Annotated in this window: 16 protein-coding genes and 2 tRNA genes; 13 read left to right on the top strand and 5 right to left on the bottom strand. The window is 53.6% G+C overall.

Annotated elements, in window-relative coordinates; translation table 11 throughout:
- Nucleotides 1-16: 16 nt before the first annotated feature.
- From pmrB to dacB, 3 genes are read right to left on the bottom strand one after another with little or no spacing between them, the layout of a single operon-like run.
- Complete coding sequence (gene pmrB / locus BFV65_RS18705) at nucleotides 17-1,060, bottom strand: two-component system sensor histidine kinase PmrB (RefSeq protein ID WP_069596990.1); 1,044 nt, start codon at nucleotides 1,058-1,060, stop codon at nucleotides 17-19.
- Entirely contained in the window at nucleotides 1,057-1,719 is a 663-nt protein-coding gene (gene pmrA, locus BFV65_RS18700) for a two-component system response regulator PmrA (RefSeq protein ID WP_003861819.1), read from the bottom strand. Before pmrA ends, pmrB begins: the two co-directional genes overlap by 4 nt.
- Nucleotides 1,720-1,721: 2 nt before the next feature.
- A complete protein-coding gene (gene dacB, locus BFV65_RS18695; RefSeq protein ID WP_003861817.1) occupies nucleotides 1,722-3,155 on the bottom strand; it encodes a serine-type D-Ala-D-Ala carboxypeptidase in 1,434 nt (477 codons plus the stop codon).
- Between the two features lie 228 nt (nucleotides 3,156-3,383).
- Here dacB and greA point away from each other — a divergent pair, with 228 nt between their 5' ends.
- Complete coding sequence (greA, locus tag BFV65_RS18690; protein WP_023298719.1) at nucleotides 3,384-3,860, top strand: transcription elongation factor GreA; 477 nt, start codon at nucleotides 3,384-3,386, stop codon at nucleotides 3,858-3,860.
- A 151-nt stretch (nucleotides 3,861-4,011) separates the two neighbouring features.
- Here the strand turns inward: greA and yhbY are convergent, their stop codons facing one another.
- Nucleotides 4,012-4,305 (bottom strand): ribosome assembly RNA-binding protein YhbY, encoded by a 294-nt coding sequence (gene yhbY, locus BFV65_RS18685; protein WP_003861814.1) that lies wholly within the window; start codon nucleotides 4,303-4,305, stop codon nucleotides 4,012-4,014.
- 127 nt (nucleotides 4,306-4,432) lie between these two features.
- Between yhbY and rlmE the strand changes: the two genes are divergently transcribed.
- The 6 genes from rlmE to BFV65_RS18655 all read left to right on the top strand — a co-directional run bounded on the left by rlmE (nucleotide 4,433) and on the right by BFV65_RS18655 (nucleotide 10,024).
- Complete coding sequence (gene rlmE / locus BFV65_RS18680) at nucleotides 4,433-5,059, top strand: 23S rRNA (uridine(2552)-2'-O)-methyltransferase RlmE (protein WP_003861812.1); 627 nt, start codon at nucleotides 4,433-4,435, stop codon at nucleotides 5,057-5,059.
- Nucleotides 5,060-5,161: 102 nt separating this feature from the next.
- Nucleotides 5,162-7,096 (top strand): ATP-dependent zinc metalloprotease FtsH, encoded by a 1,935-nt coding sequence (ftsH, locus tag BFV65_RS18675; RefSeq protein WP_003861810.1) that lies wholly within the window; start codon nucleotides 5,162-5,164, stop codon nucleotides 7,094-7,096.
- A 98-nt stretch (nucleotides 7,097-7,194) separates the two neighbouring features.
- Entirely contained in the window at nucleotides 7,195-8,043 is an 849-nt protein-coding gene (gene folP / locus BFV65_RS18670) for a dihydropteroate synthase (protein ID WP_063841041.1), read from the top strand.
- The gene (glmM, locus tag BFV65_RS18665) at nucleotides 8,036-9,373 is read left to right on the top strand and encodes a phosphoglucosamine mutase (RefSeq protein WP_003861804.1); all 1,338 of its coding nucleotides are present in this window, start codon (nucleotides 8,036-8,038) and stop codon (nucleotides 9,371-9,373) included. The genes folP and glmM overlap by 8 nt, the downstream gene beginning before the upstream one ends.
- Before the next feature lie 222 nt (nucleotides 9,374-9,595).
- Nucleotides 9,596-9,928: a preprotein translocase subunit SecG gene (secG, locus tag BFV65_RS18660; protein WP_022649519.1), complete on the top strand. Its 333-nt coding sequence runs from the start codon at nucleotides 9,596-9,598 to the stop codon at nucleotides 9,926-9,928.
- A 9-nt stretch (nucleotides 9,929-9,937) separates the two neighbouring features.
- Nucleotides 9,938-10,024 (top strand) — tRNA-Leu (locus BFV65_RS18655).
- Between the two features lie 187 nt (nucleotides 10,025-10,211).
- Here the strand turns inward: BFV65_RS18655 and argG are convergent.
- A complete protein-coding gene (argG, locus tag BFV65_RS18650) occupies nucleotides 10,212-11,558 on the bottom strand; it encodes an argininosuccinate synthase (RefSeq protein WP_022649518.1) in 1,347 nt (448 codons plus the stop codon).
- Between the two features lie 287 nt (nucleotides 11,559-11,845).
- Here argG and BFV65_RS18645 point away from each other — a divergent pair.
- The 6 genes from BFV65_RS18645 (at nucleotide 11,846) to truB (ending at nucleotide 18,286) form a co-directional block, all read left to right on the top strand.
- Nucleotides 11,846-11,922: transfer RNA gene (locus BFV65_RS18645), tRNA-Met, on the top strand.
- 207 nt (nucleotides 11,923-12,129) lie between these two features.
- On the top strand, nucleotides 12,130-12,582 hold the full coding sequence (gene rimP, locus BFV65_RS18640) for a ribosome maturation factor RimP (RefSeq protein WP_014833432.1): 453 nt from the start codon (nucleotides 12,130-12,132) through the stop codon (nucleotides 12,580-12,582).
- Between the two features lie 28 nt (nucleotides 12,583-12,610).
- Entirely contained in the window at nucleotides 12,611-14,113 is a 1,503-nt protein-coding gene (gene nusA / locus BFV65_RS18635; RefSeq protein ID WP_003861798.1) for a transcription termination factor NusA, read from the top strand.
- Nucleotides 14,114-14,137: 24 nt separating this feature from the next.
- On the top strand, nucleotides 14,138-16,825 hold the full coding sequence (infB, locus tag BFV65_RS18630) for a translation initiation factor IF-2 (RefSeq protein ID WP_022649517.1): 2,688 nt from the start codon (nucleotides 14,138-14,140) through the stop codon (nucleotides 16,823-16,825).
- A gap of 106 nt (nucleotides 16,826-16,931) precedes the next feature.
- Nucleotides 16,932-17,336, top strand: a complete 405-nt coding sequence (rbfA, locus tag BFV65_RS18625; protein WP_003861793.1) for a 30S ribosome-binding factor RbfA — start codon at nucleotides 16,932-16,934, stop codon at nucleotides 17,334-17,336.
- Complete coding sequence (gene truB, locus BFV65_RS18620; protein ID WP_023298718.1) at nucleotides 17,336-18,286, top strand: tRNA pseudouridine(55) synthase TruB; 951 nt, start codon at nucleotides 17,336-17,338, stop codon at nucleotides 18,284-18,286. The genes rbfA and truB overlap by 1 nt, the downstream gene beginning before the upstream one ends.
- Nucleotides 18,287-18,404 lie beyond the last annotated feature (118 nt).

Raw genomic sequence — 18,404 nt, 5'->3', positions numbered from 1 at the left:
CTTAACGGGGCTTTTTTTATCCTATTTTCGCCGGTAACCAACAGCTGGCGATGAGGCCGCCCGCAGCGCCGTTCTCCAGCGTTAAATTGCCATGATGGAGCTGTACGATACGCTGTACGATGCTCAGCCCAAGGCCGCTGCCGCCGTAGCGCTGGTCGAGACGTCGGAAAGGTTCGGTGATCGACTGGCGGTGTGCCTCATCAATACCCGGCCCCTGATCGGTAACGCTCACCCGGGTACCGCTCTCCGTCGCTGTTAATGCCACTTCAATGGTTGTGCCTGCCGGGCTGTAGCGGGCGGCATTCTCCAGAAGGTTCCTTAGCATCAGACGTAACAGGACGGCGTCCCCCTGAACCGTCAGCGCGCTGTGGGCCGGCCATATCACCGTATGCTCTTTGGCTTCATGCTCCAGGTTAAGCGGAGCAATGATCGTCTCAGTCCAGTTCACGGTATCGTAATGGCCGCTGGCCATCGCCTGTCCGGCACGCGCCAGCATCAGCAGCTGTTCCACCGTGTGCATCAACTGATCGATCCGGTTTATCAGTGGCGTGGCCTGAGGGGAACCGGACTGAGCCATCAGTTCCAGATGGAGCCTGATCCCCGCAAGCGGCGTACGTAACTCGTGTGCCGCATCGGCGGTAAACAGGCGTTCCTGTTGAATAGTGTGATCCAGCCGGGCGAGGAGTTGATTGAGCGATGTGGTCACAGCGCCTATCTCTTCCATATCAGAATACATCGGCAGGGGAGTCAGATTATCCGCCGAACGGTTCGCAAGGCTGACGCGAAGTTTGTTGAGTGGTCGGGTGATCCAGGTGACGGCCCAGAATGAGAAGAACAGGGTAAAACCGACCATCACCAGAGAAGGGACCAGCAGGGAGGCAATGGCTTCGCGGATCTCTTTTTCGACATGGTTGTTGCGCGCTTTCGCAGACAATGTTTCGTTCACCAGAAAACCGATTTGCTCGCGGCTCTCATGCCACAGCCAGACTACGCTAACCAGTTGAAAAAATAGCAGTATAACCGCCAGCAACACCATTAATCGCCGGCGCATACTGTTCATTTCTGGCTCTCCAGACGGTAACCCACGCCACGTACGGTTTTGATGCGATCTTTACCGAGCTTGCGGCGCAGATTATGAATGTGAACTTCAAGCGTGTTTGATCCTGGATCGTCCTGCCAGGAGTAGATGTCCTGTTGCAGCGTTTCACGGTGCACGGTCTGCCCGCTGCGCATGATCAGACGCGTCAGCAGAGCGAACTCTTTTGGGGTCACTTCCACAGGCTGAGACTGGCGCAGCACCTGCTGAGTTTGCAGATTGAGGGTGATATCCCCGTCCGTCAGCAGGTTGTCGCTGTGGCCCTGATAGCGGCGGATCAACGCCCGTACGCGAGCCTGTAGCTCGGCAAGGGCGAAGGGTTTTACCAGATAATCGTCAGCGCCAGAATCCAGCCCGTTAATTCTGTCTTCAATGGCATCGCGGGCGGTAAGAATCAATACGGGATTCTCCACTCCGCGACGACGCCACTGGCAGAGCAGCGTCGCGCCGTCTTTATCCGGCAGTCCCAAATCCAGGATCACAAGGCTGTATTCTCCGCTCTGGATCAAGGCATCTGCTTCAGCCGCCGTGGCGGCACAATCCAGGGCGTAGCCCTCATTCCCCAGCGCCAGCGCTAACCCTTCCTGTAATAACAGATCGTCTTCAACTATCAGTAGTTTCATCGCTAGTTATTCTGGTAGATGTCCTTATAGAGCCTGCTTTCGAAACGCACCAGTGGAATACGACGATTGCGCTGGTCAGCCGGTTCGACGGCATAGCCGGACAGATACTGCACAAAGGCCATGCGTTGCCCGCTGGCTGTCGTGATAAAACCGGCAAGGTTGTAAACGCCCTGCAGGGAACCCGTTTTGGCTGACACTTTGCCATCCACGCCTGCAGCGTGAAGGCCCGCACGGTACTGAAGTGACCCATCGTGTCCGGCGAGCGGCAGCATTGTAATAAAGTTTAGCTCAGCGTCATGCTGAGCGATGTACTGCAACACCTGCATCATGGTGGCCGGTGAGATCAGGTTATGGCGCGATAAACCGGAACCGTCGACAGCGATCGTATTGCCCAGATCGATACCCGCCTGCTGGCGCAGGATCTGACGTACGGCATCAGAACCGGCCCGCCAGGTTCCTGGCACACCAAAGCGCGCGTGCCCGATCATACGGAACACCGTGTCGGCAATCATGTTATCCGACTTTTTCAGCATAATCTTAAGCAAATCATGCAGTGGCGCGGACTGTTTGCTGGCAATCACCGTGCCTGGTTCATTCACCTGCGTCTGGCGCAGCAGCGTTCCGGTGTAGGTTATGCCCGCCTGCTTCAGTTCATCTTTAAAAATGGCACCGGCATAGCCTGCGCCATCCTGAATGGCAAAGGCCAGCGGGAGGGGATCGGCCCGCTGGGTCAGGCAGCCGGTGAGCGTATAGCGATTGAGATCGCCCGGTACCACGTCGAGCTCACAATACTGTGCCTCCGGGGAGCCTTTCGCCAGCGTCCGCACCTGGCTGAACATCGTGACCGGGTAGTAAGACGCCACGCGGATAAACGCTAAGTCATTGGGTTTTGGCGCGCTGTAAAGCGATACGGAGAAGCAGTTACGGTCAACGATGGCGGCGGCTGGCGGGGCGCTAAAGCACTGCGTCATGTCGTTCCATGGCCAGCCAGGCGCTTTATCGTGGCTGGCGAAAATGGAGGTGTCGATCAGCACGTTGCCATCAATTTTTGTTACGCCGGATTTTTTCAGTACCGCCACCATGTTGCGGACATCCTGGCGCTTAAAGGTGGGATCGCCACCAAAACGGGCGATAAGATCGCCTTTCAGTTCGCCACCCTCAACGTTACCTCTGGTTTCAAGGGTGGTAGTAAAACGGAAGTCAGGCCCGAGCTGGAGCAGGGCGGCGAGGGCAGTGATCACCTTCTGGGTACTGGCAGGCAGCGCCATCTGTTGACTGTGATAGTCAATCTCGGGAGCCTGCGCGCCAACCTTCTGCACCATCAGGGCAAGGTTCGCGCCGGCGGGCAGTTGATTAATGTACTCATCAACATTCGCGGCCTGAACGGTGAACGTTATACTGGTAGTCAATCCGATGATAAAACTGGAAAATCGCATAATCTCGCGCTAACAACCCGAAAACAAACCGTCATACTACGGTGCATGGCACTGTAAAGTAAACGATGACCCATAGTGAACTTCGCGGTAAAATGCGTATCAAATTGAAAAATTGCTGCTGACCTGGGGCGTTGCTCCCGGGTCGGTTTTCTTTTTGCTTCTGGCCTGTTCAGGTGGGCTGGAGCAGGGAACACTGCTCCCAACAGGAATGTTTAAGAGGTATAACAAATGCAAGCTATTCCGATGACCTTACGTGGTGCCGAAAAACTGCGCGAAGAGCTGGATTTTCTGAAATCCGTACGTCGCCCTGAAATCATCGCCGCTATCGCGGATGCGCGTGAGCATGGCGACCTGAAAGAGAATGCTGAATACCACGCGGCGCGTGAGCAGCAGGGTTTCTGCGAGGGGCGCATCAAAGATATCGAAGCGAAACTGTCCAACGCGCAGGTTATCGATATCACTAAAATGCCAAACAACGGTCGCGTGATCTTTGGCTCTACCGTCACCGTCCTGAATCTGGACAACGACGAAGAGCAAACCTATCGCATCGTGGGTGATGATGAAGCGGACTTCAAACAGAACCTGATTTCGGTGAACTCCCCGATTGCTCGCGGCCTGATTGGCAAAGAGCAGGATGATGTTGTGATTATCCGCACCCCGGGTGGCGAAGTGGAATACGAAATTATTAAGGTTGAATACCTGTAATTCGCTTCTCTTCTAAGATGTTGATACATTGTAAAGAAAAGAAAAAGGCCGCATAGCGGCCTTTTATCAACTCAAGGAGCATGGCATTTTGCTCGCCTGCTGAAAGAAATCCCTCGTTTCACACAGAAAATGTGTTTGATTCAGGATATCCTTAACGTGGCAGCGAGATTTTGCGCTCTTTAGATGGGCGATAGAGCACCAGCGTTTTACCGATGACCTGTACATTACAGGCGCCGGTTTCGCGCACGATGGCTTCCACGATCAGGTTTTTAGTGTCTCTGTCTTCAGAGGCGATTTTCACCTTGATCAGCTCGTGGTGTTCCAGCGCTTGTTCAATCTCGGCAAGCACCCCTTCGGTCAAACCATTGTTGCCAAGCATCACTACAGGCTTGAGCGGATGTGCCAGACCTTTAAGGTGCTGTTTTTGTTTAGTACTCAGATTCATCGTATATTTTTGCTTACGTTGGGATTGAAAACGGTTCATTCTACCGCCATCTCCCTAATATCGCCAAATAGCTGCGTAGAAATTTACGTCACAGGCAAGTAACGATGAACCAGGACGGAAATGTTAAATGACAGGTAAAAAGCGTTCTGCCAGCTCCAGCCGCTGGCTTCAGGAACACTTTAGCGATAAATATGTTCAACAGGCGCAGAAAAAGGGGTTACGTTCCCGCGCCTGGTTTAAACTTGATGAAATACAGCAAAGTGACAAACTTTTTAAACCGGGAATGACGGTGGTCGACCTCGGTGCGGCACCTGGCGGATGGTCCCAGTATGCGGTTACGCAGATCGGCGGAACGGGCCGAATCATCGCATGCGATCTTTTACCAATGGATCCCATCGTCGGTGTCGACTTCCTTCAGGGCGACTTTCGTGATGAATTAGTGCTTAAAGCATTACTTGATCGTGTAGGTGACAGTAAGGTCCAGGTTGTCATGTCGGATATGGCACCAAATATGTGTGGAACACCGGCGGTGGATATCCCCCGCGCCATGTATCTGGTGGAACTAGCGTTAGAAATGTGTCGTGATGTACTAGCGCCTGGTGGTAGTTTTGTTGTGAAGGTGTTTCAGGGCGAAGGTTTCGAGGAGTATCTTAAGGAAATTCGCTCCCTGTTTGCGAAGGTCAAAGTTCGTAAGCCGGACTCTTCCCGGGCCCGTTCCCGTGAAGTGTATATTGTAGCGACCGGGCGAAAATGATAACCGGTAGATTTCAGGCGAAAGTTTGAATGAAACTGGATATAGAGTATCCTGACGCTGTTTTTAACACAGTTGTAATATGAGGTTAATCCCTTGAGTGACATGGCGAAAAACCTAATACTCTGGCTGGTCATTGCCGTTGTGCTGATGTCAGTTTTCCAGAGCTTTGGGCCCAGCGAGTCGAATGGCCGCAAGGTGGATTATTCTACCTTCCTGCAAGAGGTCAATCAGGACCAGGTTCGCGAAGCGCGTATCAACGGACGTGAGATCAACGTTACCAAGAAAGATAGTAACCGTTACACGACTTACATCCCGGTGAACGATCCTAAGCTGCTTGATAACCTTCTGACCAAAAACGTCAAAGTGGTAGGCGAGCCGCCGGAAGAACCAAGCCTGTTGGCTTCTATCTTCATTTCCTGGTTCCCGATGCTGCTTCTTATCGGTGTCTGGATCTTCTTTATGCGCCAGATGCAGGGCGGTGGTGGCAAAGGTGCCATGTCGTTCGGTAAGAGCAAGGCGCGTATGCTGACGGAAGACCAGATCAAGACCACCTTTGCTGACGTAGCAGGTTGTGACGAAGCAAAAGAAGAGGTGGGTGAACTGGTTGAATACCTGCGCGAGCCGAGCCGTTTCCAGAAACTGGGCGGTAAGATCCCGAAAGGCGTCCTGATGGTCGGCCCTCCGGGTACCGGTAAAACCCTGCTGGCAAAAGCCATCGCGGGTGAAGCGAAGGTCCCGTTCTTTACTATTTCAGGTTCTGACTTCGTTGAAATGTTCGTGGGTGTCGGTGCATCTCGTGTGCGTGACATGTTCGAGCAGGCTAAGAAGGCAGCACCGTGCATCATCTTCATCGATGAAATCGACGCCGTTGGCCGCCAGCGTGGCGCAGGCCTGGGCGGTGGTCACGATGAACGTGAGCAGACCCTGAACCAGATGCTGGTTGAAATGGACGGCTTTGAAGGTAACGAAGGTATCATCGTTATCGCGGCAACTAACCGTCCAGACGTACTCGACCCTGCGCTGCTGCGTCCAGGCCGTTTCGACCGTCAGGTTGTGGTCGGTCTGCCGGATGTTCGTGGTCGTGAACAGATCCTGAAAGTGCATATGCGTCGCGTACCGCTGGCACCAGATATCGACGCGGCAATCATCGCGCGTGGTACTCCAGGCTTCTCCGGTGCGGATCTGGCTAACCTGGTCAACGAGGCAGCACTGTTTGCCGCTCGCGGTAACAAGCGTGTAGTGTCCATGGTGGAATTTGAGAAAGCGAAAGACAAAATCATGATGGGTGCGGAACGTCGCTCCATGGTGATGACGGAAGCGCAGAAAGAGTCCACGGCATATCACGAAGCGGGCCACGCGATTATCGGTCGTCTGGTGCCGGAACACGATCCGGTACACAAGGTGACGATCATTCCACGCGGTCGTGCGTTGGGTGTGACCTTCTTCCTGCCTGAAGGCGACGCGATCAGCGCCAGCCGTCAGAAGCTGGAAAGTCAGATTTCAACCCTGTACGGCGGTCGTCTGGCAGAAGAGATCATCTACGGTGCGGAACATGTTTCCACCGGTGCGTCGAACGATATTAAAGTGGCGACAAACCTGGCACGTAACATGGTGACCCAGTGGGGCTTCTCCGACAAACTCGGTCCGCTGCTCTATGCAGAAGAAGAGGGCGAAGTATTCCTGGGCCGCTCCGTGGCAAAAGCGAAACATATGTCCGATGAAACGGCTCGTATCATCGACCAGGAAGTGAAAGCGCTGATTGAGCGTAACTACGCTCGCGCCCGTCAGATCCTGAATGACAATATGGACATCCTGCATTCGATGAAAGATGCGCTCATGAAATATGAGACCATCGATGCGCCGCAGATTGACGACCTGATGGCTCGCCGCGAAGTGCGTCCGCCAGCAGGCTGGGAAGACCCAGGCGCGTCTAACAATTCTGACAACAATGGCACCCCGCGTGCACCGCGTCCGGTCGATGAACCGCGTACGCCAAACCCGGGCAACACCATGTCAGAGCAGTTGGGCGACAAGTAAGTCACTGCTGTTGAAGCGTTTGTCTGTACATCAAACCCTGGAGCGTGCTCCGGGGTTTTTCTTTTTTATATAACCATGAAAATAACAGGGATTTAGCCATGAAACTCTTCGCCCAGGACTCGCATCTCGACCTTTCACATCCGCATGTGATGGGGATCCTGAATGTCACGCCTGATTCCTTCTCTGACGGCGGCACGCATAACTCGCTTATCGACGCGGTTAAACACGCGAATTTAATGATCAACGCGGGTGCCACCATCATTGACGTTGGAGGGGAGTCAACGCGGCCTGGCGCGGCGGAGGTTTCGGTGGAAGAAGAGCTGGCGCGCGTGGTGCCGGTGGTGGAGGCTATCGCCCGGCGCTTTGAAGTGTGGATCTCTGTTGATACCTCCAAACCCGAAGTGATCCGTGAAGTGGCGAGAGTGGGCGCTCACATTATCAATGATATCCGCTCGCTGACCGAGCCGGGCGCAATTGAAGCCGCCGCTGAAATCGGGCTACCGGTGTGTCTGATGCATATGCAGGGCCAGCCTAAGACAATGCAGGAGGCGCCAAAATATGAAGATGTGTTTGCCGACGTCACCCGCTTCTTTATTGAGCATATCGAACGCTGTGAACGTGCGGGTATCGCAAAAGAGAAATTGCTGCTCGACCCGGGCTTCGGTTTCGGTAAAAATCTCTCACACAATTACGCGTTGCTTGCGCGCTTATCAGAGTTTCATCAGTTCGGCCTGCCACTGCTGGTGGGAATGTCGAGAAAATCGATGATTGGTCAGTTGTTGAATGTCGGGCCGAACGAACGTCTGAGCGGCAGTCTGGCCTGCGCGGTGATTGCCGCGATGCAAGGTGCACACATCATTCGCGTCCATGACGTAAAAGAAACAGTAGAAGCCATGCGTGTGGTGGAAGCCACACTGGCAGCGAAGGAAAACAAACGCTATGAGTAATCGTAAATATTTTGGTACCGATGGCATCCGTGGGCGCGTAGGCGATGCGCCAATTACCCCTGACTTTGTCCTGAAGCTGGGCTGGGCGGCGGGTAAGGTACTGGCGCGTCATGGCTCCCGTAAGATCATTATTGGTAAAGATACCCGTATTTCGGGTTATATGCTTGAGTCCGCGCTGGAAGCCGGGCTGGCGGCGGCGGGGCTTTCAGCTTCCTTTACGGGGCCAATGCCGACCCCTGCTGTTGCCTATCTGACTCGTACCTTCCGTGCGGAAGCGGGCATCGTCATTTCAGCTTCTCATAATCCGTTCTATGACAACGGTATCAAATTCTTCTCCATCGACGGCACTAAACTGCCGGATGACGTGGAAGAGGCGATTGAAGCGGAAATGGAGAAAGAGATCACCTGTGTCGACTCCGCTGAGTTGGGTAAAGCCAACCGTATTGTCGATGCCGCAGGCCGCTACATTGAATTCTGCAAAGGCACGTTCCCGAATGAACTGAGCCTGGCACACCTCAAAATTGTGGTGGACTGTGCAAACGGTGCGACCTATCACATTGCGCCGAATGTTTTCCGCGAGCTGGGCGCGAAAGTGATCACCATCGGCTGCGAGCCGGACGGTCTGAACATCAATGAAGAAGTCGGCGCGACAGACGTGCGTGCCTTGCAGGCGCGTGTACTGGCTGAAAAAGCCGATCTGGGTATTGCCCTGGATGGCGATGGCGACCGTGTGATCATGGTTGACCACGAAGGTAACAAGGTCGACGGCGATCAGATCCTATACATCATTGCGCGTGAAGGCCTGCGTCAGGGGCAACTGCGCGGTGGCGCGGTGGGCACGCTGATGAGCAATATGGGTCTGGAGCTGGCGCTGAAACAGCTGGGCATCCCGTTTGTTCGCGCGAAAGTGGGTGACCGCTACGTGCTGGAAAAACTTCAGGAAAAAGGCTGGCGCATTGGCGCGGAAAACTCCGGCCACGTGATCCTGCTCGATAAAACCACCACCGGTGACGGCATTGTGGCGGCGCTTCAGGTTGTTGCCGCGATGGCGCGTAACCATATGAGCCTGCACGATCTGTGCAGCGGCATGAAAATGTTCCCGCAGATCCTGGTGAACGTGCGTTTCACCGCTGGTAAAGGCGACCCGCTGGAAAATGATAACGTGAAAGCGGTGATGGCAGAGGTGGAAGCGACGCTTGGCAGTCGTGGACGCGTCCTGCTGCGTAAGTCGGGTACCGAGCCGCTGATCCGCGTGATGGTGGAAGGTGAAGACGAAGCGCAGGTAACTGAATTTGCGCACCGCATTGCGGATGCAGTGAAAGCTGCATAATCTTTCAGAATAAGTGTTTAAAAAGGCGGCGTTTGCCGCCTTTGTTTTAAGCAATTAATGGCTTTTTGCTGTTTTTTTCCGCAGTTGATACAATGCCTCGAAAATGCCCTTGCGAAGGTGATTCGCTTTGGTTAGTATTCACACCCGCTTCAGTGGGAAACAAAATCCTGCTAATTGGTCGAAGCATTGGTATGCGGCAAATCCGCAAGGAACAGGTTGATTATGTACGAAGCTCTTTTAGTTATTTTCCTTATTGTAGCCATCGCTCTCGTAGCGCTGATTATGCTGCAGCAAGGTAAAGGCGCTGATATGGGAGCCTCCTTCGGAGCAGGCGCTTCCGGTACGCTGTTCGGTTCAAGTGGTTCTGCGAACTTCATGACCCGTACGACGGCGATTCTGGCTACGCTGTTCTTCATCATCAGTCTGGTGCTGGGCAATATCAACAGCAACAAGACCAGTAAAGGAAGCGAGTGGGAAAATCTGAGCGCGCCAGCAAAAAGTGAGCAAACTCAGCCAGCTGCACCGGCTAAGCCAACCAGCGATATCCCGCAGTAAGTATTCAGTACCGAGGTGGTGGAATTGGTAGACACGCTACCTTGAGGTGGTAGTGCCCTAACGGGCTTGTGGGTTCGAGTCCCATCCTCGGTACCAATATTCCAGAAGAAAGACGTCGCAAGACGTCTTTTTTTTCGTCTGTACATTCTGTGTTTCCGATCTATTGTAGGGCGGGTAAGCGCAGCGCCGCCCGCCGTTTTGCCCGGTGGCGCTGCGCTTACCGGGCCTACGAAGACCACAAAAAAGGCGCCCATTGGGCGCCTTTTGCATGTCTTGCTGTCGATTACTTCTTATCGCTGTGTTCCAGATTCTCAACCTGCGGCAGACCATTACCGGAATTCGCGGAGAGCAGGCCATTCTCAACATAGTTGAACAGCTTCTCACGGGTATCGGTGATGTCCAGGTTACGCATGGTCAGCTGGCCAATACGATCGTCCGGAGAGAATACTGACTCACCTTTCTCCATGGTCAGACGCTCTGCTTTATAGGTCAGGTTGTCAGACACGGTATTGAGGATGGAGTAATCATTGCCGCGACGCAGTTCCAGCGTCACTTCGCCGGTGATTGCGCTCGCCACCCAACGTTGCAGGGCGTCACGCAGCATCAGCGCCTGTGGATCAAACCAGCGACCCTGATACAGCAGTTTGCCCAGCTGACGGCCATGAGCGTGATACTGCTCAATGGTGTCTTCGTTGTGAATACCGGTCAGCAGACGCTCGTAAGCGATGTGCAGCAGCGCCATCCCCGGAGCTTCGTAAATGCCACGGCTTTTCGCTTCGATGATACGGTTTTCGATCTGATCGCTCATACCCAGACCGTGACGACCGCCGATGCGGTTCGCTTCCAGCATCAGTTCAACATCGTCTGAGAAGGTTTTACCGTTCAGGGCAACCGGATGGCCGCGTTCGAAACGCACGGTCACTTCTTCCGCCGGGATCTTCACGTTCTCATCCCAGAATTTTACGCCCATGATCGGGTTAACAATTTTTACGCTGGAGTTCAGGAATTCCAGGTCTTTCGCTTCGTGCGTCGCACCCAGCATGTTGGAGTCGGTTGAGTAGGCTTTCTCAACGGACATCTTATAGTCAAAGCCGCAGGCAATCATAAACTCAGACATTTCATGACGGCCACCCAGTTCGTCGATGAAGTCGGTATCCAGCCACGGTTTGTAGATCTGCAACTCAGCGTTGGTCAGCAGACCGTAACGATAGAAACGTTCAATATCGTTGCCTTTATAGGTACTGCCATCACCCCAGATGTTCACGCCATCTTCTTTCATGGCGGCGACCAGCATGGTGCCGGTGACAGCACGACCCAGCGGAGTGGTATTAAAATAGGTCAGGCCGCCGGTAGTATTATGAAAAGCACCGCACTGGATAGCGGCAATGCCTTCAGCGACCAGTTGCTTACGGCAGTCAATCAGACGTGCGTTCTCTGCGCCATACTCCATGGCACGACGAGGGATCGCGTCATAATCTTCCTCGTCCGGCTGACCCAGGTTCGCAGTATATGCATACGGAACCGCTCCCTTCTGGCGCATCCACAGCAGTGCAGCGCTGGTATCCAGGCCGCCTGAGAAAGCGATGCCAATACGTTGTCCTACCGGAAGATGCTTGAGAATCGTCGTCATAGAATAAAACCCTGCTTGATTGACTGATTAGAGACCGCTTTCGCTCTCTTGTGCATTTTTATGCAAAATAAGTGAGTATTCATTTAATCATCTTTTGTCGAAGACCGGAAGAGACTCGTGCGTTTTTTGTAAAAAAATTGGTCTGTTCTGTCTGGCAGAAGCTGGGTTGACAGGTGGGGTCAACTATCAATATACTAAACGCCGATTTTACGTCCCGTCTTCGGTACCAAATCCCAGCATTATTTGCAAATTCTGTCCAAAACGCGTAGAATTTGCCACGTTTCAGGCGCGGGGTGGAGCAGCCTGGTAGCTCGTCGGGCTCATAACCCGAAGGTCGTCGGTTCAAATCCGGCCCCCGCAACCACTTTCCTGTAAAGTTCTTTTTCAAATATACTGTGAAGACTTAGAGCCTTCGTAGCTGGATTTGAAAAAATTCTTTCGGAAAGTGCTCCAGGCCACAGTTGTGGCTATAGGGTTCAGTTATCTAAAGCCCCGATTTATCGGGGTTTTTTGTTATCTGACTACAGAATAACTGGGCTTTACGCCCTTTTTTTATGTCTTGGGGGTGGGCTTGTCCACATTAGAGCAAAAATTAACAGAGATGATTACTGCACCGGTCGAAGCACTGGGCTACGAACTGGTCGGCATCGAATTCGTTCGCGGCCGCACATCGACGCTGCGCATCTATATTGATAGTGAAGATGGCATCAATGTTGATGATTGTGCTGATGTCAGCCACCAGGTGAGTGCGGTTCTTGATGTTGAAGATCCGATTACCGTTGCGTACAACCTGGAAGTTTCCTCACCTGGCCTCGATCGTCCGATGTTCACGGCCGAGCACTATGTGCGCTTTACCGGTGAAGAAGTGGCTCTCGTTCTGCGTATGGCCGTACAGAACCGCCGTAAATGGCAGGGAATTATCAAAGCCGTTGATGGTGAAATGATCACGGTGACAGTCGAAGGCAAAGATGAAGTGTTCGCGCTGAGTAATATCCAGAAGGCGAACCTGGTTCCCCACTTTTAACAGTCTGGATTGAGGTGAAAAGCCCGCGATGAACAAAGAAATTTTGGCTGTTGTTGAAGCCGTCTCCAACGAGAAATCACTGCCGCGTGAGAAGATTTTCGAAGCGCTGGAAAGTGCACTAGCTACAGCAACCAAGAAAAAATACGAACAAGAGATCGATGTTCGCGTAGAAATCGATCGTAAAAGCGGTGACTTCGATACATTCCGTCGTTGGGTAATCGTTGAAGAAGTGACCCAACCGACCAAAGAGATCACCCTGGAAGCGGCACGTTTTGAAGACGAAAGTCTGAACGTGGGTGACTACGTTGAAGATCAGATTGAATCTGTCACCTTCGACCGTATCACCACCCAGACCGCGAAGCAGGTTATCGTGCAGAAAGTTCGCGAAGCCGAGCGCGCGCTGGTTGTCGATCAGTTCCGCGATCAGGAAGGCGAAATCATCACTGGCGTGGTGAAGAAAGTGAACCGCGATAACATCTCTCTGGAGATCAAATCCGAAGGGCTGCCGGGTAACGCTGAAGCTGTTATCCTGCGTGAAGACATGCTGCCGCGTGAAAACTTCCGCCCAGGCGACCGTATTCGTGGTGTGCTGTATGCCGTACGTCCTGAAGCACGTGGTGCACAGCTGTTCGTGACGCGTTCTAAACCAGAAATGCTGGTTGAACTGTTCCGTATCGAAGTGCCGGAAATCGGCGAAGAAGTTATCGAAATCAAAGCGGCGGCCCGCGATCCGGGTTCCCGTGCGAAAATTGCGGTGAAAACCAACGACAAGCGTATCGACCCGGTCGGTGCTTGCGTCGGTATGCGTGGCGCACGTGTTCAGGCGGTTTCTACCGAACTGGGCGGCGAGCGTATTGATATCGTTCTGTGGGACGACAATCCGGCGCAGTTCGTGATCAACGCAATGGCACCGGCTGATGTGGCGTCTATCGTTGTTGACGAAGACAAACACACCATGGATATCGCTGTAGAAGCGGGCAACCTGGCGCAGGCGATTGGCCGTAACGGTCAGAACGTACGTCTGGCGTCACAGCTGAGCGGCTGGGAACTCAACGTGATGACCGTTGATGACCTTCAGGCCAAGCATCAGGCTGAAGCCCACGCGGCGATCGATACCTTCACCAAATACCTGGACATTGACGAAGACTTCGCCACTGTGCTGGTTGAAGAAGGTTTCTCTACGCTGGAAGAACTGGCCTACGTGCCAATGAAAGAGCTGCTGGAAATTGACGGTCTGGATGAACCAACCGTTGAAGCCCTGCGTGAACGCGCTAAAAACGCACTGACCACCCTGGCGCTGGCTCAGGAAGAAAGCCTTGGCGATAAGAAGCCGGCTGATGACCTGCTGAATCTGGAAGGTCTTGATCGTGCGATTGCGTTCAAGCTGGCTGCCCGTGGTGTTTGTACGCTGGAAGATCTCGCTGAGCAAGGCGTTGATGACCTGGCTGATATCGAAGGTTTAACCGACGAGAAAGCCGGCGAACTCATCATGGCCGCACGTAATATTTGCTGGTTCGGCGACGAAGCGTAATAAACTGTAGCAGGAAGGAACAGCATGACTGATGTAACTGTAAAATCGCTGGCTGCTGAGATTCAGACCTCCGTGGACCGCCTGGTACAGCAATTTGCTGATGCAGGGATCCCGAAGGCCGCTGATGACTCGGTGACCGCGCAAGAAAAACAAACCTTGTTAGCGCACCTGAACCGTGAACACGGCTCTACGCCTGACAAGTTAACGCTGCAGCGCAAAACGCGTAGCACGTTGAACATCCCTGGTACCGGTGGCAAAAGCAAATCGGTACAAATTGAAGTCCGCAAGACGCGCACCTTTGTAAAACGTGATCCGCAAGAGGCAGAACGCCTTGCTGCGGAAGAGCAGGCACAGCGTGAAGCGGAAGAACAAGCTCAGCGTGAGGCAGAAGCCACTGCTAAACGCGAAGCAGAATTAAAAGCTGAACGTGAGGCCGCAGAAAAAGCGAAACGCGACGCCGGTGAAAAAGCGAAGCGTGACGCTGCGGAAAAAGACAAAGTGAGCAATCAACAGACCGACGAAATGACCAAAACTGCCCAGGCTGAAAAAGCCCGCCGTGAAAATGAAGCTGCCGAGCTGAAGCGTAAAGCGGAAGAAGAAGCCCGCCGAAAGCTTGAAGAAGAAGCTCGCCGCGTCGCCGAAGAAGCGCGTCGCATGGCAGAAGAAAACGAGAAGAACGGTGTGAATACCGCTGAACCAACTGAAGACAACAGCGATTATCACGTAACCACTTCTCAGCATGCGCGCCAGGCAGAAGACGATAACGACCGTGAAGTTGAAGGTGGTCGTGGCCGTACTCGCAGTACAAAAGCGGCGCGTCCTGCGAAAAAAGGTAACAAGCACGCTGAATCTAAAGCTGACCGTGAAGAAGCACGTGCAGCGGTTCGCGGTGGTAAAGGCGGTAAGCGTAAAGGTTCCGCTCTGCAGCAGGGCTTCCAGAAGCCAGCTCAGGCCGTTAACCGTGACGTTGTGATCGGCGAAACCATCACCGTTGGCGAACTGGCTAACAAGATGGCGGTGAAAGGCTCTCAGGTCATCAAAGCGATGATGAAGCTGGGCGCAATGGCCACCATCAACCAGGTCATCGACCAGGAAACCGCACAGCTGGTTGCCGAGGAGATGGGCCACAAAGTTATCCTGCGTCGTGAAAACGAGCTGGAAGAAGCAGTAATGAGCGACCGTGATACGGGCGCAGCGGCTGAACCGCGCGCACCGGTTGTGACCATCATGGGTCACGTTGACCACGGTAAAACCTCTCTGCTTGACTACATTCGTTCTACTAAGGTTGCCTCCGGCGAAGCGGGTGGTATTACCCAGCATATCGGTGCTTACCACGTAGAAACCGAAAACGGCATGATCACCTTCCTGGATACCCCAGGCCACGCAGCGTTTACCTCAATGCGTGCTCGTGGTGCTCAGGCAACGGATATCGTTGTTCTGGTTGTTGCTGCCGATGATGGCGTGATGCCACAGACCATTGAAGCTATCCAGCACGCGAAAGCGGCGCAGGTGCCTTTGGTTGTTGCAGTCAACAAAATCGATAAGCCAGAAGCCGATATGGATCGCGTTAAGAACGAACTGTCACAGTACGGCGTTATGCCGGAAGAGTGGGGCGGTGAAGCGCAGTTTATCCCTGTTTCTGCAAAAGCAGGTACCGGTATCGACGACCTGCTGAACGCTATCCTGCTTCAGGCTGAAGTTCTGGAGCTGAAAGCGGTTCGTAAAGGTATGGCGAGCGGCGCGGTAATCGAATCCTTCCTGGATAAAGGTCGTGGTCCGGTTGCAACCGTTCTGGTTCGCGAAGGTACTCTGCACAAGGGCGACATCGTTCTGTGTGGTTTCGAATACGGTCGCGTTCGTGCGATGCGTAACGAACTGGGTCAGGAAGTGCTGGAAGCGGGTCCGTCCATCCCAGTGGAAATCCTCGGCCTGTCCGGTGTTCCGGCTGCCGGTGACGAAGTAACCGTGGTACGTGACGAGAAGAAAGCACGTGAAGTGGCGCTGTATCGTCAGGGTAAATTCCGTGAGGTGAAACTGGCTCGCCAGCAGAAATCTAAACTCGAGAACATGTTCGCCAACATGACTGAAGGCGAAGTTCACGAAGTGAACATCGTTCTGAAAGCGGACGTACAGGGTTCTGTGGAAGCGATCTCCGACTCCTTGCTGAAACTGTCTACCGACGAAGTGAAAGTGAAGATCATCGGTTCTGGCGTAGGTGGTATCACCGAAACCGACGCAACCCTGGCAGCCGCGTCCAACGCTATCCTGGTTGGCTTCAACGTTCGTGCTGACGCATCTGCGCGTAAAGTTATCGATGCTGAAAGCCTGGATCTGCGTTACTACTCCGTCATCTATAACCTGATTGACGAAGTGAAAGCAGCGATGAGCGGCATGCTGTCTCCTGAGCTGAAACAGCAGATCATCGGTCTGGCTGAAGTACGTGACGTGTTCAAATCACCGAAATTCGGTGCGATCGCGGGCTGTATGGTTACCGAAGGGACCATTAAGCGTCACAACCCAATCCGCGTACTGCGCGACAACGTGGTTATCTACGAAGGTGAGCTGGAATCCCTGCGCCGCTTCAAAGATGACGTTAACGAAGTTCGTAACGGCATGGAATGTGGTATCGGTGTTAAGAACTACAACGACGTTCGCGTTGGCGATATGATCGAAGTGTTCGAGATCATCGAAATTCAGCGTACCATCGCGTAATCTTCGTCAACTGAAGATTAATTAGCGTAGGCCGGGTAAGCGAAGCGCCACCCGGCAGTAATTTTAAAAAGGGGCTTAAGCCCCTTTTTTGTCTGGAGAATTTATTATGGCGAAAGAATTTGGTCGCCCACAGCGCGTCGCGCAGGAGATGCAGAAAGAGATCGCTCTCATTCTGCAACGTGAAATCAAAGATCCACGCGTGGGGATGATGACCACCGTGTCTGGCGTGGAAATGTCCCGCGACCTGGCGTACGCCAAAGTGTTTGTGACATTCCTGAATGACCAGGATGAAGACGCCGTGAAGAACGGCATTAAAGCGCTGCAGGAAGCCTCTGGTTTCATCCGCTCTCTGCTTGGCAAAGCGATGCGTCTGCGTATTGTGCCGGAGCTGACCTTCTTCTACGACAACTCGCTGGTTGAGGGTATGCGTATGTCCAACCTGGTGACCAGCGTGGTGAAACATGACGATGAGCGTCGTGTTAACCCGGCGGACGACAGCAAGGAGGACTGATGAGTCGTCCTCGTCGTCGCGGTCGTGACGTGCATGGCGTGCTGTTGCTGGATAAACCACAGGGCGCATCCAGCAACGACGTGCTGCAAAAAGTAAAGCGTATTTATAACGCCAATCGCGCGGGGCACACCGGCGCGCTGGATCCGCTGGCAACCGGGATGCTCCCGATCTGCCTGGGTGAAGCGACAAAGTTTTCCCAGTATCTGCTGGATTCCGATAAGCGCTACCGCGTGATTGCCAAACTGGGCCAGCGCACGGACACTTCCGATGCGGATGGTCAGGTCGTTGAAGAGCGTCCGGTAACCTTCAGCGCAGAGCAACTTGATGCGGCGCTGGAGAGCTTCCGGGGCGACACAATGCAGGTGCCGTCGATGTATTCGGCGTTGAAATATCAGGGCAAGAAGCTTTACGAATATGCGCGTCAGGGCATTGACGTTCCGCGTGAAGCCCGTCCGATTACCGTGTATGAGCTGCTGTTCATTCGCCACGAAGGTGATGAGCTGGAGCTGGAAGTACACTGTTCGAAAGGGACCTACATCCGCACCATCATTGACGACCTCGGTGAAAAGCTGGGCTGCGGCGCGCATGTGATTTATCTGCGTCGTCTGGCGGTCAGCAAGTATCCGGTCGAACGTATGGTAACGCTTGAGCATCTGCACGCCCTGGCTGAACAGGCGCAAGCGCAGGGAATTGCGCCGGCAGATCTGCTGGATCCGCTGCTGATGCCAATGGACAGTCCGGCAGCAGATTTCCCGGTTGTTAATCTTCCTTTAACATCGTCCGTTTACTTTAAGAACGGAAACCCGGTCCGCACAACGGGGGCGCCGCTTGAGGGCCTGGTCCGTGTGACGGAAGGGGAGGAAGGCAAGTTTATCGGGATGGGCGAAATGGACGGTGAAGGGCGCGTTGCCCCGCGTCGTCTGGTCGTCGAATACCCGGTCGAAGCGTGACGGTGATAACGCCTCACCTTGCGATAAGCAGGGGAGACGAGTAGAATATCGCCGCTTAACGCCTGGTAAATTGTTTAACAATCTGCGGGGCGTACATGGGATAGCTGAATTAGAGATC

It is taken from the genome of Enterobacter hormaechei subsp. hoffmannii (genome assembly GCF_001729745.1).
Classification (GTDB): Bacteria; Pseudomonadota; Gammaproteobacteria; order Enterobacterales; family Enterobacteriaceae; genus Enterobacter; species Enterobacter intestinihominis.
Note: the sequence above shows the minus strand (reverse complement) of the source record. Positions and strands in the feature narration are given on the sequence as shown.